This is a genomic window from Klebsiella sp. GFKo11 (assembly GCF_056490265.1).
This window is the reverse complement of record NZ_CM151369.1, coordinates 1,787,633-1,810,203: the sequence shown is the minus strand read 5'-3', so window position 1 is coordinate 1,810,203 and position 22,571 is coordinate 1,787,633. Positions and strand designations below refer to the sequence as shown.

Genomic DNA, 22,571 nt, shown 5'->3' with positions numbered 1-22,571 from the left:
CTTAGAAAATAACCCGAAAAAATTCATGTTGTCGAGAGGGAAGATAAAAAATAATTGCTGGTGAATAAAACGGGCATCAACGCCACTAAACACGGCACAAATCATCTCTGACTACGTGAGTTCACTAATAAAAATTAACAGACTGATATCTTTTAATTTACTTCATTTATCTACAATGAGTGGAGATGATTGAATCTCCAGGATTCGCCATCAATCCCCTTTTATTTGTGTGACTTTTCCCTATTCTTGCCTTTGGCTAGCCTTCTGCTGCAAGGTTTTCTATCATATTCCTTTCTCGCGATTAACACGGCGTACACATGCACGAAATATTCACGATGCTGCTGGCAGTTTTTGACCGCGCGGCATTAATGTTGATTTGCCTTTTTTTCCTTATCCGTCTGCGCCTGTTTCGCGAACTTCTGCATAAATCCGCGCATACACCAAAAGAACTGCTGGCCGTTACCGCGATTTTTTCCCTGTTTGCCTTGTTCAGTACCTGGTCCGGCGTGCCGGTAGAGGGATCGCTGGTCAACGTGCGTATCATCGCAGTCATGTCCGGCGGTATCTTATTTGGCCCTTGGGTCGGAGCGATCGTGGGCGTGATTGCCGGCGTGCATCGCTATCTCATCGATATCGATGGTGTCACCGCCATCCCCTGTTTCATCACCAGCATTGTCGCCGGCCTGCTCTCCGGTTTTATCAGTCGAAAAATCCCTAAAACGCAACGCTGGAAAGCAGGGATTCTTGCCGGGATGCTGTGCGAAACGCTGACCATGATCCTCGTCGTGGTGTGGGCCCCTTCTCTCTCGCTAGGAATGGACATTGTCTCCAAAATTGGGATCCCGATGATCCTCGGCAGCGTCTGCATCGGTTTTATCGTCCTGTTGGTGCAAAGCGTTGAGGGTGAGAAAGAAGCCAGCGCCGCTCGTCAGGCAAAACTGGCGCTCGATATCGCCAACAAAACGCTACCGCTGTTTCGCCATGTAAACAGCGAATCTCTGCGCCAGGTATGCGATATCATCCGCCGCGATATCAATGCCGATGCCGTCGCGATTACCAATACCCAGCACGTGATGGCTTATGTCGGCGTGGGAGAAATCAACTACCGTGATAACGACGACTTTATTAGCCCAACGACGCAACAGGCGATCCGCTATGGAAAAATCATCATTAAAAATAATGATGAAGCTCATCGAACGCCGGAAATTCACTCCATGCTGGTGATCCCGCTATGGGAGAAAGGTGTGGTTACCGGCACGCTAAAAATCTATTACTGCCACGCGCACCGAATCACCTCTTCGCTGCAGGAAATGGCGATTGGCTTGTCGCAGATTATCTCCACCCAGTTGGAGGTTTCCCGCGCCGAACAGCTTCGCGAGATGGCAAACAAAGCCGAGCTTCGTGCGCTACAAAGCAAAATCAATCCCCACTTTCTCTTTAACGCCCTGAACGCCATTTCATCATCCATTCGCATGAATCCGGACACCGCGCGGCAACTGATTTTTAATTTGTCGCGCTATTTACGCTATAACATTGAATTAAAAGATGACGAGCAGATTGATATCAAAAAAGAGCTCTACCAAATCAAAGATTACATCGCCATTGAACAGGCGCGCTTCGGCGATAAGCTAACGGTGATTTATGATATTGATGATGAAGTGAGCTTCATGATCCCCAGCCTGTTGATCCAACCGCTGGTAGAGAATGCCATCGTCCATGGGATCCAACCGTGCAAAGGAAAAGGCGTGGTCACCATCGGTATTAATGAGTGCGGAAATCGGGTACGAATTAGCGTTCGGGATACAGGTAATGGTATCGACCCTGCGGTAGTCGCCAGAGTGGAAGCTGATGAAATGCCGGGAAATAAAATCGGTTTACTGAATGTTCATCATCGGGTGAAGCTACTATATGGCGAAGGCCTGCACATTAGACACCTGACGCCGGGCACCGAAATTGCCTTCTACATACCGACCCAGCATACGCCCCAGGCGGCGACGGAGTCGCTGTTATCATGAGTGGAAATAAGATGAAAGTCATCATTGTTGAAGATGAATTCCTGGCGCAACAAGAGCTTACCTGGCTGATTAACACCCACAGTCAGATGGAGATTGTCGGTACCTTTGATGATGGGCTGGACGTGCTGAAGTTTTTACAACACAACAAAGTTGACGCCATTTTTCTTGATATCAACATCCCCTCTCTGGATGGCGTTCTGCTGGCGCAAAATATCAGCCAGTTTGCGCACAAACCCTTTATTGTCTTTATCACTGCGTGGAAAGAACATGCAGTAGAAGCTTTTGAGCTAGAGGCATTTGATTACATCCTGAAACCGTACCAGGAATCGCGCATTATTAACATGCTGCAAAAGCTGACCAGCGCCTGGCAACAGCAGCAAGTCAGCACCGGTACGGGGGCGGTATCCAACCCAACGCGGGAAAACGACACGATCAATTTAATCAAAGATGAACGCATCATTGTGACCAGCATCCATGATATCTACTACGCCGAAGCGCATGAAAAGATGACGTTCGTTTATACCCGTCGGGAGTCGTTCGTGATGCCGATGAATATCACGGAGTTCTGTAACAAGCTGCCGCCAGCACACTTCTTCCGCTGCCATCGTTCATATTGCGTGAATCTGAATAAAATTCGCGAAATTGAACCCTGGTTCAACAATACCTATATTCTGCGGCTTCGCGACCTGGAGTTTCAGGTCCCGGTGAGCCGCAGCAAGGTCAAAGAGTTTCGCCAGCTAATGCATCTGTAGAGATGACCCGGATAAACGATTTATCCGGGTAAAAGGCGTCTTTAGAGAACCTGACCGAGAGTCTGACGCAGGTGCGCACCGGAACCCAGCAGCCCAGGGTTGTCATGGACAATCAGATATACCGGGATATCCTGCACAAAGGCTTTAAAACGGCCTTTATCTTCAAATCCACCGCGAAAACCGGAGGCTTTAAAGAAGTCGAGGAAGCGCGGAACAATGCCACCGGCGATATACACGCCGCCAAAAGTCCCCAAAGTTAGCGCCAGGTTACCGCCAAAGCGGCCCATGATGACGCAAAATAGCGACAGCGCGCGGCGACAATCAATGCAAGTATCGGCCAACGCACGTTCAGTTACGTCTTTAGGCTGTAGGTTTTCCGGCAGACGCCCATCGGACTTCACAATCGCCCGGTAAAGATTCACCAGCCCCGGCCCTGACAGCACACGCTCGGCGGAGACATGCCCCAGCTCGGTACGCAGTTCTTCCAGAATAATGCCCTCTTCTTCGCTGTTGGGTGCGAAGTCAACATGACCGCCCTCGCCTGGCAGGCTCACCCAACGCTTATCAACATGCACCAGGTGAGCAACGCCCAGACCGGTACCTGCGCCATAGACGGCAATGGGTTTGCCTTCCACCGGTTGCACACCGCCGAACTGAATCAGATGCTCAGCTTTCAGCATCGGAATCGCCATCGATACGGCTGTGAAATCATTAATGATTTCCAGATGAGAGAAGCCCAGGTTCTTTTTCATCTCGGCAATAGAAAAAGCCCAGGTATGGTTAGTCATCGCCACCCAGTCGCCGGTAATTGGGCAAGCAATGGCAATACAGCCGTCTTCCACCTTGACATCGTGCTCTTCAAGATAGACCTGAACAACGGCCTCAAGACTTGGATAATCGAGCCCGGAATAGGTCTTGGCACGGGAGATTTCCCCGCTTGCAATATCACATAACGCCAGACGAGCATTCGTTCCGCCAACGTCCCCTACTAAAGCAAATTTTGTCATTCCGTTACGGCTCCGCTAAAGTCAAAATGATTCTTTTGGCACACTGTAAATTCATGGCGCCTTAACAACAACGACCAACGCATAAGCACCCCTGGTTTAGCGATCTGCGTCACAGTTGCACTGTAATTCATGAAAAATTGTGAATCGAATATCTTACAATTGTCAGGCTGCATCTTTACTTGATCGTTTCAGCATCATTTGCATCGACGCCCATAAAACGCCAAGGCAATGAGCGCTCCAGGATACTTAAAAGGATACTATTCATGCTGCACCCACGCGCCAGAACGATGCTGTTATTATCGATACCCGCGATCATCATTGGTATCGCATCCAGCCTCGTATTGATTGTGGCGATGAAAGTTGCAGCTATTTTGCAAAATATCCTTTGGACTCGCCTGCCAGCGAGTTTTGGCATTAATGCCAGCGGCCCGGTCTGGACTATCGCTCTTCTTACCTGCACCGGTATCGCCGTCGGACTGGTGGTACGCTTTAGCCCGGGTCACGCCGGGCCAGATCCTGCGACAGAGTCATTAATTGGCGCACCTGTCAGCATCAGCGCGCTGCCGGGCCTGCTCACCGCACTGATCTTAGGTCTGGCTGGCGGCGTTAGTCTTGGGCCTGAGTATCCCATTATGGTAATGAATATTGCCCTGGCAGCCGCGCTTGGTACCCGATTATTCCCGCGAGTCAGTGCCCTGGACTGGACGATTCTTGCCGCCTCAGGCACCATTGGCGCGCTATTCGGTACTCCGGTTGCGGCTGCGCTCATCTTTTCGCAAACGCTCAATAGCAGCAACGATGTCCCATTGTGGGATCGGCTATTCGCACCGCTGCTTGCGGCAGCTGCCGGTTCACTGACCACCAGCCTGTTTTTTCATCCCCAATTTTCGCTACCGCTTCCGTATCTTCCTGAATTGCGCTTTGTGGATATTATTAGCGGTGCCATCGTGTCACTTATCGCGATTGCCGTCGGTATGGTTGCCGTTTGGTGCCTGCCGCGCCTGCATACGCTGATGCAAAGCCTGAAAAGTCCGGTATTAACCCTGGGGATTGGCGGCTTTTTATTAGGGGTGCTGGGCATCATCGGCGGGCATGTTACGCTGTTTAAAGGTCTGGATGAGATGCAACAACTGGCGCTTAGCCTCACCCTCACCGCTAATGATTACATGCTTATTGCACTGGTGAAGCTGGCGGCGCTGGTGCTGGCCGCCGCCAGCGGCTTTCGCGGCGGGAGAATTTTCCCGGCAGTATTCGTCGGCGTAGCGCTTGGGCTGATGCTGCATGCACACGTTCCCGCCGTCCCGGCAGCCATAACCATCTCCTGCGCCATTCTCGGGCTAACGCTGGTCGTAACACGGGATGGCTGGCTGAGCCTGTTTATGGCCGCGGTTGTGGTCCCGGACTCTACCTTGTTGCCGCTGCTGTGTATCGTTATGCTACCGGCCTGGCTAATGTTAGCCGGAAAACCGCTAATGATCGCCAGGAAGCGCGGCGATTAAACGCGGCTGTTTCGCTCCTCCAGAGCTTGAGTAACCGCACGCAGAAAATCAGGGATATCCATTTTTGGCAGCATCACCTCCACCAGCGTCAGCCGGTCTGAGGTAACGCTGCTGGCCATCGCCTCCTCCAGTTCCTGCATACGCGCGACTCGCCAACAGCGGGAAGGAATATCAGGGGCGAAAGCTTCCGGCAGGCGATTCCAGTCCCAAAGCGCAATATCGTTATACCGTTGCTCGGGGCCGTGAATCGCACGCTCAACCGTATATCCCTCATTATTAAGCAGTAAAATCAGCGGACGTTGCTTATCACGCAGCATCGATCCCATCTCCTGAATAGTAAGCTGCGCGGCGCCATCGCCAATAATCAGCACCACTCTTCTGTCCGCCGCCGCTATTTGCGCCCCGTAGGCCGCCGGGAGGGTAAAGCCAATCGATCCCCATAACGGCTGGACAATCAGCGTTGTGTTGGCGGGAAGCTTGAGTGCGGCGGCACCAAAAGCTGCGGTCCCCTGATCGGCAAGAATAATATCTCCAGTACGTAGTTGTTTCTGTACCGCGCTCCAGAAGTTTTTTTGCGTCAGACTATCGCCCGCTGCATTATCCACACCGAAAGCCGAAACCTGTGGGGGCAGCCACTTTGCAGCCAGGTTTGCGGCAAGATTAATAAGGATATCAAGCGCCTTAACCATCGGAACCCGGCTAAACCAATGGTCGCCGACTCGGACGGCAAACGGCTGGATTTCAATTGTTTTTTCCTGAGGAAGATGCTGAGTGAAACCAGAGGTGATGGTATCGGTAAATCTCGTCCCCACGCAGATTATCGTATCGGCATTTTCAATCGCTTCACGAGTTTTATCAGCGCTGGCGATCCCGCTGTAGGTTCCGACAAAACCCGGCTGCTGTTCATCAAAAAGCCCTTTCCCCATCAGCATCGTGGCATAAGAAATCGGCGTTTTCGCCACCCACTCTCTGAGCGTGTTTTGCAACCCATAACGCTGGGCGAGGAAATCAGCCAGCAGCGATACGCGACGGCTGCTTCTTAGCATCAACTCCGCATGCTCACGAAAGCCGATCAGTTGGTTCTCATCAGCAGGCAAGCTTTCTATAAGCAAACGGCTGGCTGGCGGCGTAGCCTTTGCTTTTGCAACATCGGCGGGTAGCATCAGATAGCCAGGACGATGGTGAGTTAGCATCTCGCTCAATACGCGATCGATCTCATGGCAGGCATTTCCCGTCGCCAGCACAGCTTGAGAGCAGGTAATGTGCTCACTCATACGCGAGAAATGGCTAAAGTCACCATCACCGAGCGTATGGTGCAGCAATTCACCTCGCTGCTGCGCGCCGGTACAGGGGGCTCCCACGATATGCAGGACTGGAATATGCTCTGCATAGCTCCCGGCAATACCGTTAAGTGCGCTCAGCTCACCGACGCCAAAAGTAGTCAGTAGCGCACCAGCGCCTTTGATACGCGCATAGCCATCGGCGGCATAGGCCGCGTTTAACTCATTAGCACAACCGACCCACCCTAAGTCCTGATGCGCAATCACGCTGTCGAGGAACTGTAAATTGTAATCTCCAGGGACGCCAAACAAGCGGTCAATGCCGCAATCTACGAGACGATCCAGTAGGTAATCGCCAATAGTGTAAGTCGGTTGCATATCCATACTCTCTTCTCGTGCAGGTAAGTTGAGTATTGAATACACAGGTGCACTGTCCAGATTCCGCATGACAAATGTGGTGGAAAGCAAAATTTACGTGTTTGGGGAGTGTACTCAGCGGCAAACATTCTTTAGTGTAAACGTATACACACCCTGTTTTATCTGCGGAGGAAGTATGGTTTACCAGGCAAATGCGACGCGATATCAGACGATGGAATACCGCCGTTGCGGTCATAGCGGATTGAAGCTACCGGCTATATCTCTTGGACTTTGGCACAATTTTGGCGATGAAACTTTGGTGGAAAATAGCCGTCAGCTTCTGCGCCATGCATTCGATCTCGGCATTACTCATTTCGATTTAGCGAACAACTACGGGCCGCCTCCGGGTTCTGCGGAGAGCAATTTCGGTCGGATCCTGAGGGAAGATTTCTTGCCTTATCGTGACGAACTGATCATCTCCAGTAAAGCCGGCTACACCATGTGGGACGGGCCTTATGGCGATTGGGGCTCACGCAAGTATCTGGTTGCCAGCCTCGATCAAAGCCTGAAGCGAATGGGGCTGGAATATGTCGATATTTTCTACCATCATCGCCCGGATCCCGAGACACCGCTTCAGGAAACGATGCGCGCGCTGGATCATATTGTTCGCCAGGGTAAAGCCCTGTACATCGGGTTATCTAACTACCCGCTCGAACAAGCCCGGGAAGCCGTCAGCATCCTCAACGATCTCGGCACGCCGTGTCTGATTCATCAACCCAAATATTCGATGTTTGAACGCTGGGTTGAAGATGGGCTTCTGGATTTCCTGCAAACCTCGGGGGTGGGAAGCATAGCGTTTTCACCGCTGGCGGGCGGTCAGTTGACCAACCGTTATCTACATGGGATCCCAGCGGACTCGCGCGCCGCCAGCGGCAGCCGTTTTCTACAACCGGATCAGCTCACTGATGACAAACTGGAGAAAGTTCGTCAACTGAATGCGCTGGCCGAATCTCGTGGGCAGAAGCTCTCGCAGATGGCGCTGGCCTGGGTACTGCGCGAGGAGAAAGTGACCTCAGTGCTGATTGGCGCAAGCAAAACCTCCCAATTGGATGACGCGGTTGGCATGCTGGGAAATCGCCATTTCAGCACCGAAGAAAATGCAGCCATTGACGCGATCCTTGCGGTGTAAACTCATTTTTACTTTAGCAAAAAGTGCTCTCCCTTGCGATTTAGGAGTTCAGCCGATGCGATGGGACTTTACCGCCCCGTAATATCAGGTTAACAGGCCGACAACGGCCCCGATCGTGAAGGAGAAGAGTATGTTCAGGTCACTGATTCTGGCTGCAGTACTACTGGCTACAGCGCCATTGGTCGCTAATGCTGGTGAAATCACCCTGTTGCCATCAATAAAATTACAAATTGGCGATCGCGACAATTACGGTAACTACTGGGACGGTGGCGGCTGGCGCAACCGAGACTACTGGCGCAAAAACTATGAATGGCGCGATAACCGCTGGCATCGTCACGATAACGGCTGGCATCGCGGCTGGGATAAGCGTAAGGCTTACGAGCGCGGCTATCGCGAAGGCTGGAACGATCGCGATGACCGACACGGCGGCCGGGGACGTGGGCCAGGCGGTGGCCGCGGGCATGGCCACGGGCATCACTAACAGCATGGGGAGCCAGATGGCTCCCCATTTTATTTAAGGATTAACCAAATATCGTCCCGACGATCAGCCAACCGTTCAGAACTACCACAATCGCGACTATCGCCCATCCCAGCAATTTCACCCATCGGGCATTAACTAAATCACCCATCAGCTGCGGATTACTGGTGAAGATCAGCAGCGGCACCAGCGCCAGTGCAATACCAAAGCTCAGCAAGACCTGACTCATGACCAAAATGCGAGTGGGATCCAGCCCCATCAAAATAACAATGAATGACGGCAACATGGTAATCGTCCGGCGAACCCAAAGTGGAATATGAAAGCGGATAAAACCTTGCATTACCACCTGCCCCGCCAGCGTACCCACAACCGTAGATGACAATCCCGCAGCCACCAGACTAAGGCCAAAAATAGTCGCCGCCGCATGGCTCAACAACGGTTCCAACGTCAGGTAAGCCTGATCCAGGTCAGCAATCCCCGTATGACCATTAAAATGAAAAGCTGCGGCGGCGGTCGCCATCATCGCCAGGTTCACAAAGCCTGCAATAGTCATGGCAATCGCCACATCCCAGCGCGTCGCGTTATAGCGCTCTTTACGTGTCCCACCGTGTAGATGCTGAGTTAGTGAAGAATGTAAGTAGATGACGTGGGGCATAATGGTCGCCCCCAGCACACCGGCGGCAAGAAATACCGCTTCGCTGGTGGGTAACGATAGAATGAGCATCCCTTTTGCCAGCGGTGCCAACGCCGGCTGGGAGAATATCAACTCAACAACGTACGCCACGGCGACAAACAGCAGCAAGCCACCAATCACTTTCTCCAGCGGTTTTTGTCCACGACTCTGAAGCATCAAAATCAAGAAGGTTGCCACACCGGTCAGTACCGCCCCTTGCAGTAAGGAGACGCCAAGAATCAACTTAAAGCCGATGGCCGCGCCGATGAATTCAGCAAGATCGGTCGCCATAGCGATGATCTCAGCCTGTACCCAATAAAACCACACCACCGGACGCGGATAATGGTCGCGAATCTGTTCCGCCAAATTTTTGCCAGTAGCAATGCCCAGCTTCGCCGACATCACCTGAATCAGCATCGCCATCAGGTTCGCCCAAACCACAACCCACAGCAATTGGTAGCCAAAGCTGGCCCCGGCCTGAATGTTGGTGGCGAAATTACCCGGGTCGATATAGCCAATGGCAGCAATGAACGCAGGCCCCATCAAAGCGAGCTTAATCTTGCGCGCTGCGCGACCGCTGCTATTCTCAACGCGACTGCTTGTCATTTTCTGCCTCTGGAAATATAGCCTTTGCTATGTTTTATGCTATCAAAATGCGAATGATTATCAAGCTCATTTAAAAAGGTGATAATAATTGCTGTGATAGAAGGGAACGATAGCGGGTCGGCAACTGAAAACTGCAGCTGATAAATTGTATTTATACGACCTTCAGAATAGTACAACGATGCAACTTTTAAAACCTTTACGCAACATAACAAAAATGCATGGTTGATCACTATTTTTGCCATTAGTCACATATGCTTGCAATAGTGTGTGCTAGCTCTCGTTTTCTTTGCTCTCGTTACATAGAATGTGCAAAGAAATTTAACCTGCCTCATATTTGGAGCAAATATGGACCGCGTCTTGCACTTTATTCTCGCGATCGTAGTGGTTGCTATTCTGGCCCTGTTGGCTAGCCACAACCGTAAGCAGATTCGTATTCGTTATGTCATTCAACTGCTTGTCATTGAAGTTCTGCTGGCCTGGTTCTTCCTGAACTCTGACATTGGTCTGGGTTTTGTGAAAGGATTCTCCGAGATGTTCGAAAAACTCCTCGGATTCGCCAATGAAGGGACAGACTTCGTCTTCGGCAGCATGAACGACAAAGGCTTGGCTTTCTTCTTCCTGAAAGTGTTGTGCCCAATCGTCTTCATCTCTGCGCTGATCGGTATTTTGCAGCATATCCGTATTCTGCCTATCGTCATTCGCGCCATCGGTACCGTGCTGTCCAAAATTAACGGCATGGGCAAACTGGAATCCTTTAACGCAGTCAGCTCGCTGATTCTGGGCCAGTCCGAAAACTTCATCGCCTATAAAGATATCCTCGGCAAAATGTCCCGCAACCGCATGTACACTATGGCGGCAACGGCGATGTCTACCGTATCCATGTCTATCGTGGGCGCATACATGACCATGCTGCAGCCGAAATACGTTGTTGCGGCACTGGTACTTAACATGTTCAGCACCTTTATTGTGCTGTCATTAATTAACCCGTATCGCGTTGATGAAAGTGAAGAAAATCTGCAGATGTCTAACCTGCATGAAGGACAAAGCTTCTTCGAAATGCTGGGGGAATACATCCTTGCGGGCTTTAAGGTAGCGATTATCGTTGCCGCGATGCTGATCGGTTTTATCGCACTGATTTCTGCGCTGAATGCCCTGTTTGCCACCGTTACCGGCTGGTTCGGCTATAGCATTTCCTTCCAGGGGATCCTCGGCTACATCTTCTATCCGGTCGCATGGATAATGGGCGTACCGGCGGGCGAAGCGTTGCAAGTGGGAAGCATTATGGCCACCAAACTGGTTTCTAACGAATTCGTCGCCATGATGGATCTGCAGAAAGTGGCCTCAACCCTATCTCCACGTGCGGAAGGCATCATCTCCATCTTCCTGGTGTCCTTTGCCAACTTCTCCTCAATCGGTATCATCGCCGGCGCGATTAAAGGGCTGAATGAAGAGCAAGGTAACGTGGTTTCCCGCTTCGGCCTGAAGCTGCTTTACGGTTCTACTCTGGTGAGTGTGCTTTCTGCATCTATCGCTGCACTGGTATTGTAATCTGTAACTTGTATTGAAAAAGCCGGGCGCGTCCCGGCTTTTTCATGCCTGCAGCTCGTTCAGTGGCTGCGGCTTGCCAATCAAATAGCCCTGTAAATAGTCGACCCCTAGCTGTAGAAGCTTTTCCCTCTGTTCCTGAGTTTCAACATACTCTGCAACCACCTTCATATTCTTTACCTTCGCCATTTCAATAATCGATTTGATCATGATGGTATCTAGCGGATCGGTCTCAATGTCACGCACAAAGCAACCGTCTATTTTAACGATATCAGCCTGTAAACTTTTCAGGCGTTCATAGTTAGCGTAGCCGGTACCAAAGTCATCAATGGCGATACTACAGCCAAAATTTCGTAGCAGGTGGATATTATGCAGACTGGTTTCAACATCAGAAAATGCCTGCTCTTCAGTCACTTCGATGGTTATGACCTCTGGTGACAAGTTATAGCGCTTAAACAGTGAGATAATTTGTGCTGCGCTATCGTTTTGCATCAACGTGTAAGGCATTAAATTGACGGAGAAATGCATCCCTGGATATTGATGCGCCGTACTGAATAGCGTTTCCAGAACCTGCATATCAAAACGCTGACTCAGGTTGAACTGCGCAATCAGAGGAATAAACCGATCGGGAGTAATGATGCTGTTACCACAACGCATACGGCTAAGTATTTCGTAATAACCGTTTCCTGAAGCATCCTGAATAGGCTGGGCATACAACACAATCTCGCGGTTGTTTAGCGCCTGTTTAACCTGGGCTAACAACCGTACCTGGTCAGTAGTTTGATCGGATATTTGCTCTTGAGCTATATCTAACGCTAATACTCGACGAGCCGCTCCCGCTTGCTCCGACAGCCAGCTTAGCTGACCCAACATTGGATGAAGTTCCGATTCTATGCCGTTATAGCGACCCCAGGACGCGCCAAATTCAAGATCCAACGTCTGATTATGCCAACTGTATTTTTTGTGATTAAGTGTTGAGACAATATGACTGAGGCGTGCCGCAGGCTCCGGACCATTCAGTACGAGTAACAACTCGCTGCCGGGTAGCTGAAAAATCTTCTCACCCTGACTGAGTAACGGCTGCATTTTACGGACAATTTGTCGTTTGCTATCGACTCTCATCATCATGCCGTAATGACGACTGAGGAAATCCAGATTTTGAATCCGTAAGCTGCTGATAACGACCGTCGGATTACGGTGCAGATAGCTCTCCAGTGCACGCAAATTAGGTAAACCGGTTAGCGGGTCTTCCTCAGCCTGGTCTCGCCATCTTAGCTTTATCCTCTCGCTACGAGCATAAATATCTACCATATAAAACAAACAGATGGTGAAAGAAATCAGCACGGAGAGGACAAACGAGAGTGAATATTCAGTCTGCACACCATGTAAAAAATTCTGGTTGTACGCTACGAGTAAAAATGCCGAAACAGACCATGAGATGCGAATTAGCATATGATCCAGGCGACTAATCCCAATGAAGTGTAGGATGAATATAAGAGGGACTAAATAACCTGCAATGAAATCAGAATCATAAGGTGAACAGAGTATAAGTAATATAGTCACCAACGCCGCAAACCAATATAGCGTAAATACCCGCTGCTCGCGCGTGCGCCACGATCGAGAAAGATTGCGCCAGAATGCACGCGCATACTGCGGACTGATAATCATCCGCAACGGATAATAAAAGAATGTTGTAAAAATTAATGCTGCACTAATTAGGCTTTGGATATCAATAATCGTGTAGATAACCGACATATTGCCGAAATAGCTGGAGATTGCCAACGGAAATGAAAAAAATTGTCCTGCCATGTACATGGTGATCTTCAGCAGAATGGGAGCAAAAAAACCGCCCCAAAACACCCTCACCCCCATATGCTTTGCCGTCAACCCTGCACGCCAGCGTTTTCCAAGCTGAAGGCGGACAATAGCACACGCAACAAAGACCGAGAAAAGCTGACAAAACAGCAGGATTGCCGCCTGCGGTAGCGTCAGGTCGATAATCCAGGTATTAGTCACCGCAAACGTAATAATCAATGGCGCAACGGCATATCGGCCAAAAATAAAAAGTACCGAATACATTACACTCATCGGCAACCACGCCAGATAAATTTGATTTCCATCAATGAGCGTTTGCGGGGAAATAAATCTGGATAGAGGAATCGCGATAAAACAGATCAATATAGCCAGCAGAGTTTTTTTGATCTTAATGTTAAGATGATCAATCATTATTGTTAATTAAAACTCCCACCGCGCTAAATACATTTAAGGCGTAAATGTTATGTCGCTTAATAATGACAGGCAAGATTTTAAATCGTGAAAAATTCTGAAATTACTCTTCGCTAAGATTGCTGGATACTTACTGACTTATTCAGAAGCTACTTTACGTTAGCGCGATGAAAAACAAAAACCCCCGCCGTAGCGAGGGTTCTGAATTTGGTGGAGCTAAGCGGGATCGAACCGCTGACCTCTTGCATGCCATGCAAGCGCTCTCCCAGCTGAGCTATAGCCCCACAGTGTTTTACGTTCCAAAACCTGATGGGAACAGGATTTGGTGGAGCTAAGCGGGATCGAACCGCTGACCTCCTGCATGCCATGCAGGCGCTCTCCCAGCTGAGCTATAGCCCCAACGTAAAGCTGTCGTGTTGACGGGCGGCATAATATGAATTCCTTCGTCAGGTGTCAACGGCAAAATGAATCCCCTCCATTTGATCGCTGAAAAAGCAGACAAACGGCTGACATTGCGAGCCTTATCGCAGCGAGAAGCTAAACATGTCACCCTTTCGCTTAAAAGGATGCTATAACATGGACAACTAATTCCCCCATATTCACTCAGGAAATAGTATGCTCAAGGAACGAATGACACCTGAAGAAATAGCACATCTGACTGGCTTCAGTCGGCAAACGATCAACAAATGGGTACGTAAAGAAGGATGGCAGACGTCCCCGCGTCCTGGTGTACAGGGCGGTAAAGCGCGTCTCGTACATGTTAACGAGCAAGTTCGCGAGTTTATTCGCAGCGCACAGCGTGTGGCTGAAAATCCAGTCCCCTATTCCGCAACCGATAACGATCTGGAATCTCTACTGCTCACGCTGAGCAAAGAGATGACAACGGGCGAACAAAAGCAGTTTATGTCACTGCTGTTACGCGAAGGGATCATCGGGCTACTCAATCGTCTGGGCATCCGCGACCAGTAAAATCATGATGAAACTCAAAGACAAAATGACCCCAGCGGAGCTCGCTGAGTGCCTAAACCTCGCCAGACAGACTATTAATCGCTGGGCCCGAGAACAAAAATGGCGAACGGAAGTCATACCCGGCGTCAAAGGTGGGCGTGCTCGCCTTATCGTTATCGACAAGCCGGTCGTCGATTTCCTGGTGAATATCCCCGCGCTGCGGCATCTGACCATGGAATATCAGCTAGCGGAACAGCCAGGCAACTACTTCGTTAATGACGCTGACGCTATCTGGCGTCAAATCGTCGAAACGCTCCATCTTATGACTCCGGCAGAGCAGTTACATCTGAGGGATCTTCTCGCACGCGAAGGGATTAGTGGATTTTTATCCCGGCTAGGCATCACTGACGCTGAGAAATAAGCAAAAAAACGGCAGAGTTAATCACCTGCCGTTTTACTCATCCTGCAATCAAAATCAGGATTGTTGGCTTTCACGCTCGGCAATAAAAGCCAGTGCTTTATTGATGCGTTCTACACTGCGTGATTTACCGATTGCATGTACGGTGACATCCAGTGCTGGCGACTGCCCCGCACCGGTCACAGCAACGCGCAGCGGCATCCCCACTTTACCCATGCCAACTTCCAGTTCATCAGCCGTTGCCTGAATTGCGTGGTGAACGTTTTCTGCCGTCCAGTCGCTGATGGCCGTTAACTTATCGCGCACCACTTCAAGCGGTTGACGGGCAACCGGGCGCAGATGTTTTTTCGCAGCATCAGCATCAAACTCAGCAAAGTCTTCATAGAAGTAACGACAGCTCGCCGCCATCTCTTTCAAAGTCTTACAACGCTCGCCCAGCAGTTTCACCAGCTCAGACAGCTGCGGGCCGTTACGGGTATCGATATTTTCTTGCTCAATGTGCCACTGTAAATGCGTCGCGACATATTCCGGAGCCAGTGAGTTGATATAGTGATGGTTCAGCCACTGCAGTTTTTCGGTGTTAAACGCGCTGGCAGATTTGCTCACCGCCCCCAGACTAAACAGCTTGATCATCTCTTCACGAGAGAAAATCTCCTGGTCGCCGCTGGACCAGCCGAGGCGCACCAGGTAATTCAGCAGCGCTTCCGGCAGATAGCCATCGTCGCGATACTGCATAACGCTGACCGCACCGTGACGCTTGGAGAGTTTCTTGCCATCATCACCATTGATCATAGAGACGTGCGCATAAATCGGCACCGGCGCGTTCAGCGCTTTCAGAATGTTAATCTGGCGCGGGGTATTGTTGATATGGTCTTCACCGCGAATCACGTGGGTGATTTCCATATCCCAGTCATCAACGACTACACAGAAGTTGTAGGTCGGAGAACCATCGGTACGGCGGATAATCAGGTCGTCCAGCTCCAGGTTGCTGAATTCGATAGGACCGCGGATCTGGTCATCAAAAACAACAGAACCTTCCTCCGGGTTGGCAAAACGCACTACGCAAGGCTCGTCATCTGCGTGATGTTCGTGACCATGGCGGCAGCGGCCGTCATAACGCGGCTTATCGCCTTTTGCCATCTGCTCTTCACGCAGGGCTTCCAGACGCTCTTTAGAGCAATAGCATTTATAGGCCGTGCCCGCTTCCAGCATTTCATCAATCACGGCGTTATAGCGATCAAAACGTTTGGTCTGGAAGTACGGACCCTCGTCCCACTCCAGGCTCAGCCAGTTCATGCCATCCATGATGGCTTCAATAGCTTCCGGCGTGGAGCGTTCAAGATCGGTGTCTTCAATACGCAGCACAAACTCACCGCCGTGGTTACGTGCAAAAAGCCAGGAATAGAGAGCAGTACGCGCACCGCCAACGTGCAGATAGCCTGTTGGGCTTGGCGCGAAGCGAGTTTTGATTTTCATGAATTGGCCTTACGTTTGATAAAGATGCCGACAGGCGGCAGTGTTCGTTGGATTTTATAGGGCAATATTCTAACACTGTGGGCTGATTCCTCAATGTTGTTGGTGTTTCAACGTCACGCTTTGCTCTTTTTGTTTATAAATCATGCGCCATAGATGAGTTCGCGATCGTTTTGTTTAATTTTACGACGAACAAACAAATTATTTAGAAAAGGCGTTGACTCATTTTCAACTCTCCCTATAATGCGACTCCACACAGCGGGGGTGATTAGCTCAGCTGGGAGAGCACCTCCCTTACAAGGAGGGGGTCGGCGGTTCGAACCCGTCATCACCCACCACTACTTAACGTAGTCTCCGCCGTGTAGCAAGAAATTGAGAAGTGGGTGATTAGCTCAGCTGGGAGAGCACCTCCCTTACAAGGAGGGGGTCGGCGGTTCGATCCCGTCATCACCCACCACTTTCTCGCCAGCTGGATTTCTTGCAATAAAATGAAGTACCGAAGTGGGTGATTAGCTCAGCTGGGAGAGCACCTCCCTTACAAGGAGGGGGTCGGCGGTTCGATCCCGTCATCACCCACCACTTCGGGTCGTTAGCTCAGTTGGTAGAGCAGTTGACTTTTAATCAATTGGTCGCAGGTTCGAATCCTGCACGACCCACCAATGCAAAAAAGCGCCCTAAAGGCGCTTTTTTGCTATCTGCAATATACAAGATTCGAACCTGCTGCAGGTTCGAGTCGAACGAAGAGAGACAACGGAGCCGCCTGCGGCGACGGCCCGAAGGGCGAGCGAAGCGAGTCATCCTGCACGACCCACCAATGTAAAAAAGCGCCCTAAAGGCGCTTTTTTGCTATCTGCGATATACAAGATTTGAACCTATATGATGGTGCTACGCTTATCAGGCCTCCGGTACGTTGTAGACCCGATAACACGTTCGCACCACCATCGACGACTTAATTACCCCGTCAACGCTTCTACTAGCTTCGTCAGCGCAAGCGTCGCCTGAGACTCTTCATAGACGATATATAAATCAGCGGGAATACGCTCCTCCAGCGGACGAAATACAACGCCAGGCCAATTCATCTGCGCATAGCTATCCGCGATTAGCGTAATACCAATCCCCATGCTGATCATTGCCAGAACCGTTTGTGGTTCCATCACTTCACGAACAATCATCGGCGAAAATCCAGCAGTCTGGCAAACGCGTTGCAAAAATGCCCAGTCGGTATGGATCGAGGGCATGGTGACAAAATATTCATTTCGCAATGCCTCCAGGGGAACCACATCATAGGTAGTCAGGTGGTGTTCTTCCGGCATAGCGACCAGAAAAGACGATTCATGCAAACGTAAACTGGTAAACCCTTCCGTTGGCTCGGTGGCCATCCGCCAGATTCCCGCATCCAGCTCTCGCCGTTCTAGTAGCGCCATCTGCATCGCAGGCATTTTTTCGCGAAACAGCACCTCGACATTCGGATTATCCTTTAAAAAACGGTGCATCACGGGGCGCATTTTCCCCCACATTGCCGTCCCCACTACGCCAAGCTCAATACGCCCTGCTTCACCGCGTCCAATTTGCTCAACCCTTGCCAGCGCCTGATTGGCACTAGCCAGCAGACGGCGAGACTCTTCCATCAGGATCTTACCTGCATGTGTTAACACTACGCTGCGGGAGTGACGAACAAACAGTAACGTACCAAGCTGCTGTTCCAGTTCTTTAATGTGAATACTCAGCGGAGGTTGCGACATATTCAGGCGAGCAGCAGCGCGTCCAAAGTGCAGTTCTTCTGCGACGGCAAGAAAATAACGCAGTAACTTCAGATCGGTACGATATGTGCGTTCCATCAATAATGCGCTCCTGAAGCGAAGGATAGTACGCAAAGTTACCACACTGTATCGCAGAAAATGAAACGGCGGGCACAGAGTTCCCGCCGTTGTAGAGGGTTAGTGGGCCAGCGATCTCTGCGCCAGCTTTTCAGGCTCATGTTTGTACCTGAAGAACAGCGCAAAAATAACCGCTAGTACCAACGAATAAGCCGCGAACAGTAGCCAGATGGTTTGCCAGTCTTTCACTCCGTCAACAGAGAAGTAATCCACCGCCATACCGCTTAAGATCGATCCAACCCATGCGCCAACACCGTTCACCATCGTCATAAACAGCCCTTGCGCACTGGCGCGAATGTTGGAGCTCACCTCCTGCTCAACGAACACCGACCCTGAAATATTGAAGAAGTCGAATGCACAACCGTAAACAATCATCGACATCAGCAACAGTACAAAACCAAACGGAGACGGATCGCCAAAGGCAAAGAAACCAAAGCGCAGCGTCCACGCCAGCATGCTCATCAGCATCACCGTTTTGATGCCAAAGCGTTTAAGGAAGAACGGTATGGTAAGGATAAAACCGACTTCCGCCATTTGCGACACAGAAAGCAAAATGGAGGGATACCTGACGACAAAGCTGTTGGCAAATTCCGGGTTACGGGCAAAATCGTGCAGGAACGGGTTACCAAAGACGTTGGTAATTTGCAGCACGGCCCCGAGCATCATCGCAAACAGAAAGAAGATCGCCATGCGCGGATTTTTAAACAGGACAAATGCATCCAATCCTAGTTTACTGGCAAGCGTTGTTGCCTCCTTCTTCTCAGCCACCGGAATCTTCGGTAGCGTGAACGCATACATCGCCAGCGCCAGCGAAGCGCCTGATGCGATATACAGCTGCGCACTGCTCAATTCCAACCCCATGAGACTCACCGTCCACATGGCGACAATAAAGCCAATGGTGCCAAACACGCGAATCGGCGGGAAGGCGGTAACTGGATCCTGTCCAGATTGCGCAAGGCAGGAATAAGAGACGCTGTTAGACAACGCTATCGTCGGCATATAGGCCATTGCGTTAATCAGCATCACCCAGAACATCGTATCCGGGTCGGTGACGGTGGTGGCATACAGCAGCACCCCGGCGCAGACCAGATGACAAAGCATATAAGCGCGTTCGGCGCGTAACCATTTATCGGCAATAATCCCCATAATGCCGGGCATAATAATGGCTGCCAACCCTTTGGAGCTATAAACCATCCCGACGTTTGCACCAGTAAAGTCGAGAGTGTTTATCATGTAAGAACCCAGGGTCACCAGCCAGCTTCCCCAGATAAAATATTGCAAAAACGACATGACCTTTAATCGGGACGCAATACCCATTTTTCGTTCCTTGCCGTAGAGATAGGGTAAGAGAAAGACCCCGTGTACGGGGTCATTTTTATTATGAATTTCAGGCCAGCTTACGTAAGAAACCGCAGATAAGGTTGATAAAATTCTGACGAGAAAGTTCAGCCGCAGCCAGGGTTTGCGCGTGGGATAATTTCACATCGCCCAGGCCTTCAGCCAGGTTGGTGATAGCAGAGACCGCGACCACTTTCAGGCCGCAATGGCGTGCAGTAATCACTTCCGGCACCACCGACATTCCCACTACATCACCGCCGATAATCTGCATCATGCGAATTTCTGCCGCCGTTTCAAAGTTCGGCCCAGGATAGGAAACAAACACGCCCTCAGTAAGCGGAAAGCCCTCTTCTTTCGCAACGGTCTGCAGTACGGCGCGGTAATCCGCATCATAGGCATTAGCCAGAGAGAAAAAACGGTCGCCAAAGCGTTCATCATTCAACCCGACCATCGGCGTGCCCGGCATGGTGTTAATGTGGTCGTTTAGCGCCACCAGGCTGCCTGGCCCCACTTCAGGACGCAGAGAACCCGCCGCATTGGTGCAAAACAGCAGTTCACAGCCCAACAGCTTTAAGGTTCGAATGGCATCGGTCATGATGGTCATGCCACGGCCTTCATAAAAATGTCCCCGACCTTTCATGCAGGCGACCGGAACGCCAGCCAGATGACCAAGCACCAGCTCTCCGGCATGTCCATGAACGGTGCTGACCGGGAAACCCGGCAGTTTCTCGTAAGAAATAGCCACTGCATCTTCAATTTGTTCCGCCAGGGCACCTAAACCTGAACCAAGAATAAACGCCACGCGCGGCGTAAAATCAGGCTTATAACCACGAATGATATCTGCGCTATACCAGGGATTCTGTGACAAAAGGGAGTGGCTCATGATAGATCCTTAAGGCTGAATAATCGGAAAAGTGTTGCGTACCTCTTGTTTATAACGAGAGAAGACAATCGTTTACCAATACACTTTCCCGTAATGATTGATATCCTTTCTATATTGATGGCATAAACCTCATTCAGATCGTTTACCTATCGATTATCAATAATTAAATATTGGTTTCACCATCTCCTTTTTGAATAAGATGTCGTCTGCTGGGGCCCACAGCAAAATAAAATAAACACCTACATTTGTATATTTCTGGTAGATGGAACACCCCATGAATAAAACGCTTATAAATTTAAGTTTTGCCGCCGCATTGGTTTTACCTCATACCGTACAGGCTGAATTTAAAGGTGGCTTCGCCAATCTTGGTCTGCATTACCTTGACTGGACATCACGCACGACAGAGAAGTCTGGCAACAAATCCCACAAAGATGATTTCGGCTATCTGGAACTTGAAGGCGGTGCAAACTTTAGCTGGGGGGAAATGTATGGATTTTTTGATTGGGAAAATTTCTACAATGGCCGTCATGACAAACCCGGTAGCGAACAGCGCTATACGTTTAAAAATACCAACCGTATTTATTTGGGCGACACCGGATTAAACCTCTATTTACACGCATACGGTACCTACGGTTCGCCCGATCGAGTGAATTTCCATGATGATATGTTTCTCTATGGTCTCGGATATAATTTCACCGGCAATGGCTACTGGTTTAAGCCCTTCATCGCCAAACGCTATACCGACCAAACGTATTATAGCGGCGACAATGGTTATGTGCTGGGCTGGGTAGCCGGATATAGCTTTATGCTGGGTAGTGAAAAATTCACCCTGACCAACTGGAATGAATATGAATTTGACCGCGCTGCAACCTATGCTGCGGGCAACGGTGGTAAAGATGGTCTTAACGGCGCTGTGGCGCTGTGGTGGAATGCGACACCTCATCTGACAGCAGGCGTTCAGTATCGCTACGCGAAGAATAAGCTTGGGGAAACTTTTCTTCAGGACGGCATTATTTACTCCCTCAAATATCAATTTTAATCTTTTGCGCCTGCCTGAAGCGGCAGGCCGACTATATTTGATAGAGAGGATCTGCCGCACGGCATGCGGTCAACTCGCTGGCCTGGGACCTGACGACCTCCCACAACGCCTCTGCAGCAGTTGATAACGACCGGTTTTTGCGCCGCGCCAACATCAGTTGCCGTTCAACTACCGGCGTTAACCGCTTCACCTGCAAATGGCTTCCCTGAGGAAGCGGCAGGGCTAACGCCGGTAATATACTGATGCCAATTCCCGCTTCAACCATCGGAAATAATGTCGCCGGATGGCCAATCTCCTGCACAATCTTCGCTTCAACGGAAAATCCAGCGAGCGCCGCATCGATAAGCGGACGGCTACCGGACGCATAATCCTGTAACACCAGCCGCTGCTGCTGTAGTTCCAGCCAGCCCACTGAATCTCGTTGGGCAAAAGAGTGATCATGGCGGCAAAGCAACAAAAACGGCTCCGCCAGTACCGTCTCGCACTCTAAATCGGTGGCGGCTCCAGGATCGATAACGATGCCAAAATCCACTTCTCCCTGACGGATACTCTCCAGCACCCATTGCTGAGGGCGGTCGTGGAGAACAAAATCGATCTCAGGATAGCGTCGATTAGCGTATGCAATGCACTGCGGGATCAGGTGGGCAGAAATGGTCTGACTGGCGGCAACTCTGACAGTTCCAGTAAGCTGCTGCCCGACGCGTCCGGCCTCACGCAGCGTGCTATTCAATTCATCCAGCAGACGCTCCAACCTGGCTGCCAACTGTTGGCCCGCCTCCGTGAGCACCACTTCCCGGGTAGTTCGATCGAGCAGACGCACACCGGTTTGATGTTCCAGCTCTTTGACGCTATGGCTCACCGCCGACTGGCTTAGCCCGATATTCTCCCCTGCCCGGCTAAAGCTCCTGGCACGAGCGACTGTCACAAACACCTTTAACTGACGTAGCGAGTAATTCATCTCTTTTTTT

Annotated in this window: 18 protein-coding genes, 6 tRNA genes and 1 other RNA gene; 14 read left to right on the top strand and 11 right to left on the bottom strand. The window is 50.5% G+C overall.

Going from position 1 to position 22,571, the window contains the following annotated elements:
* Positions 1–317 precede the first annotated feature (317 nt).
* Positions 318–2,015 carry a LytS/YhcK type 5TM receptor domain-containing protein gene (locus AC07P6_RS08840; protein WP_478316050.1) on the top strand — a complete coding sequence of 566 codons (1,698 nt, stop codon included), beginning with the start codon at positions 318–320 and terminating at the stop codon, positions 2,013–2,015.
* An 11-nt stretch (positions 2,016–2,026) separates the two neighbouring features.
* Complete coding sequence (locus tag AC07P6_RS08835) at positions 2,027–2,767, top strand: LytR/AlgR family response regulator transcription factor (RefSeq protein ID WP_182240875.1); 741 nt, start codon at positions 2,027–2,029, stop codon at positions 2,765–2,767.
* Between the two features lie 41 nt (positions 2,768–2,808).
* On the opposite strand, the gene glk is transcribed toward AC07P6_RS08835, so the two are convergent.
* Positions 2,809–3,774, bottom strand: a complete 966-nt coding sequence (gene glk, locus AC07P6_RS08830) for a glucokinase (RefSeq protein ID WP_478316049.1) — start codon at positions 3,772–3,774, stop codon at positions 2,809–2,811.
* Between the two features lie 263 nt (positions 3,775–4,037).
* Between glk and AC07P6_RS08825 the strand changes: the two genes are divergently transcribed.
* The gene (locus AC07P6_RS08825; protein ID WP_434662196.1) at positions 4,038–5,273 is read left to right on the top strand and encodes an ion channel protein; all 1,236 of its coding nucleotides are present in this window, start codon (positions 4,038–4,040) and stop codon (positions 5,271–5,273) included.
* Here AC07P6_RS08825 and AC07P6_RS08820 read toward each other — a convergent pair.
* Positions 5,270–6,931 carry an alpha-keto acid decarboxylase family protein gene (locus AC07P6_RS08820; protein ID WP_478316967.1) on the bottom strand — a complete coding sequence of 554 codons (1,662 nt, stop codon included), beginning with the start codon at positions 6,929–6,931 and terminating at the stop codon, positions 5,270–5,272. The genes AC07P6_RS08825 and AC07P6_RS08820 overlap by 4 nt on opposite strands.
* A 175-nt stretch (positions 6,932–7,106) precedes the next feature.
* On the opposite strand from AC07P6_RS08820, the gene mgrA reads away from it, so the two are divergent.
* Both mgrA and AC07P6_RS08810 read left to right on the top strand, forming a co-directional pair.
* Complete coding sequence (gene mgrA / locus AC07P6_RS08815; RefSeq protein ID WP_182240199.1) at positions 7,107–8,099, top strand: L-glyceraldehyde 3-phosphate reductase; 993 nt, start codon at positions 7,107–7,109, stop codon at positions 8,097–8,099.
* A 130-nt stretch (positions 8,100–8,229) separates the two neighbouring features.
* Positions 8,230–8,580: a DUF2502 domain-containing protein gene (locus tag AC07P6_RS08810; RefSeq protein ID WP_181485411.1), complete on the top strand. Its 351-nt coding sequence runs from the start codon at positions 8,230–8,232 to the stop codon at positions 8,578–8,580.
* A gap of 40 nt (positions 8,581–8,620) precedes the next feature.
* Here the strand turns inward: AC07P6_RS08810 and AC07P6_RS08805 are convergent, their stop codons facing one another.
* On the bottom strand, positions 8,621–9,856 hold the full coding sequence (locus tag AC07P6_RS08805) for an Nramp family divalent metal transporter (RefSeq protein ID WP_478316048.1): 1,236 nt from the start codon (positions 9,854–9,856) through the stop codon (positions 8,621–8,623).
* A 345-nt stretch (positions 9,857–10,201) separates the two neighbouring features.
* On the opposite strand from AC07P6_RS08805, the gene AC07P6_RS08800 reads away from it, so the two are divergent.
* A complete protein-coding gene (locus tag AC07P6_RS08800; RefSeq protein WP_110272215.1) occupies positions 10,202–11,404 on the top strand; it encodes a NupC/NupG family nucleoside CNT transporter in 1,203 nt (400 codons plus the stop codon).
* Positions 11,405–11,446: 42 nt separating this feature from the next.
* On the opposite strand, the gene AC07P6_RS08795 is transcribed toward AC07P6_RS08800, so the two are convergent.
* From AC07P6_RS08795 to AC07P6_RS08785, 3 genes are all read right to left on the bottom strand, one after another.
* Positions 11,447–13,627, bottom strand: a complete 2,181-nt coding sequence (locus AC07P6_RS08795) for an EAL domain-containing protein (RefSeq protein WP_478316047.1) — start codon at positions 13,625–13,627, stop codon at positions 11,447–11,449.
* Positions 13,628–13,835: 208 nt separating this feature from the next.
* Positions 13,836–13,911: transfer RNA gene (locus tag AC07P6_RS08790), tRNA-Ala, on the bottom strand.
* Between the two features lie 39 nt (positions 13,912–13,950).
* A tRNA-Ala gene (locus AC07P6_RS08785) sits at positions 13,951–14,026 on the bottom strand.
* Between the two features lie 216 nt (positions 14,027–14,242).
* Here AC07P6_RS08785 and AC07P6_RS08780 point away from each other — a divergent pair.
* On the top strand, positions 14,243–14,596 hold the full coding sequence (locus AC07P6_RS08780) for a YfeC-like transcriptional regulator (RefSeq protein WP_110272213.1): 354 nt from the start codon (positions 14,243–14,245) through the stop codon (positions 14,594–14,596).
* Between the two features lie 4 nt (positions 14,597–14,600).
* Positions 14,601–14,996, top strand: a complete 396-nt coding sequence (locus AC07P6_RS08775; protein ID WP_304252544.1) for a YfeC-like transcriptional regulator — start codon at positions 14,601–14,603, stop codon at positions 14,994–14,996.
* Between the two features lie 54 nt (positions 14,997–15,050).
* On the opposite strand, the gene gltX is transcribed toward AC07P6_RS08775, so the two are convergent.
* Positions 15,051–16,469, bottom strand: coding sequence for a glutamate--tRNA ligase (gltX, locus tag AC07P6_RS08770; RefSeq protein WP_182240207.1), 1,419 nt, complete (start codon positions 16,467–16,469; stop codon positions 15,051–15,053).
* 259 nt (positions 16,470–16,728) lie between these two features.
* Between gltX and AC07P6_RS08765 the strand changes: the two genes are divergently transcribed.
* The 5 genes from AC07P6_RS08765 (at position 16,729) to AC07P6_RS08745 (ending at position 17,280) form a co-directional block, all read left to right on the top strand.
* Positions 16,729–16,804, top strand: a tRNA-Val gene (locus AC07P6_RS08765).
* A gap of 43 nt (positions 16,805–16,847) precedes the next feature.
* Positions 16,848–16,923: transfer RNA gene (locus AC07P6_RS08760), tRNA-Val, on the top strand.
* Positions 16,924–16,969: 46 nt separating this feature from the next.
* Positions 16,970–17,045: transfer RNA gene (locus AC07P6_RS08755), tRNA-Val, on the top strand.
* A gap of 4 nt (positions 17,046–17,049) precedes the next feature.
* A tRNA-Lys gene (locus AC07P6_RS08750) sits at positions 17,050–17,125 on the top strand.
* 29 nt (positions 17,126–17,154) lie between these two features.
* A non-coding RNA gene (locus AC07P6_RS08745) (RtT sRNA) lies at positions 17,155–17,280 on the top strand.
* Between the two features lie 139 nt (positions 17,281–17,419).
* Here AC07P6_RS08745 and AC07P6_RS08740 read toward each other — a convergent pair.
* From AC07P6_RS08740 to xapA, 3 genes are all read right to left on the bottom strand, one after another.
* A complete protein-coding gene (locus AC07P6_RS08740) occupies positions 17,420–18,304 on the bottom strand; it encodes a LysR family transcriptional regulator (RefSeq protein WP_304252548.1) in 885 nt (294 codons plus the stop codon).
* Positions 18,305–18,403: 99 nt separating this feature from the next.
* Positions 18,404–19,660, bottom strand: coding sequence for a nucleoside permease (locus AC07P6_RS08735; protein ID WP_304252550.1), 1,257 nt, complete (start codon positions 19,658–19,660; stop codon positions 18,404–18,406).
* Between the two features lie 70 nt (positions 19,661–19,730).
* Entirely contained in the window at positions 19,731–20,564 is an 834-nt protein-coding gene (xapA, locus tag AC07P6_RS08730) for a xanthosine phosphorylase (RefSeq protein ID WP_112212920.1), read from the bottom strand.
* A gap of 274 nt (positions 20,565–20,838) precedes the next feature.
* Between xapA and AC07P6_RS08725 the strand changes: the two genes are divergently transcribed.
* Entirely contained in the window at positions 20,839–21,603 is a 765-nt protein-coding gene (locus AC07P6_RS08725; protein ID WP_182240215.1) for a nucleoside-specific channel-forming Tsx family protein, read from the top strand.
* A 31-nt stretch (positions 21,604–21,634) separates the two neighbouring features.
* Here AC07P6_RS08725 and AC07P6_RS08720 read toward each other — a convergent pair whose 3' ends face one another.
* A complete protein-coding gene (locus AC07P6_RS08720) occupies positions 21,635–22,561 on the bottom strand; it encodes a LysR family transcriptional regulator (protein WP_434662188.1) in 927 nt (308 codons plus the stop codon).
* Positions 22,562–22,571: the final 10 nt, after the last annotated feature.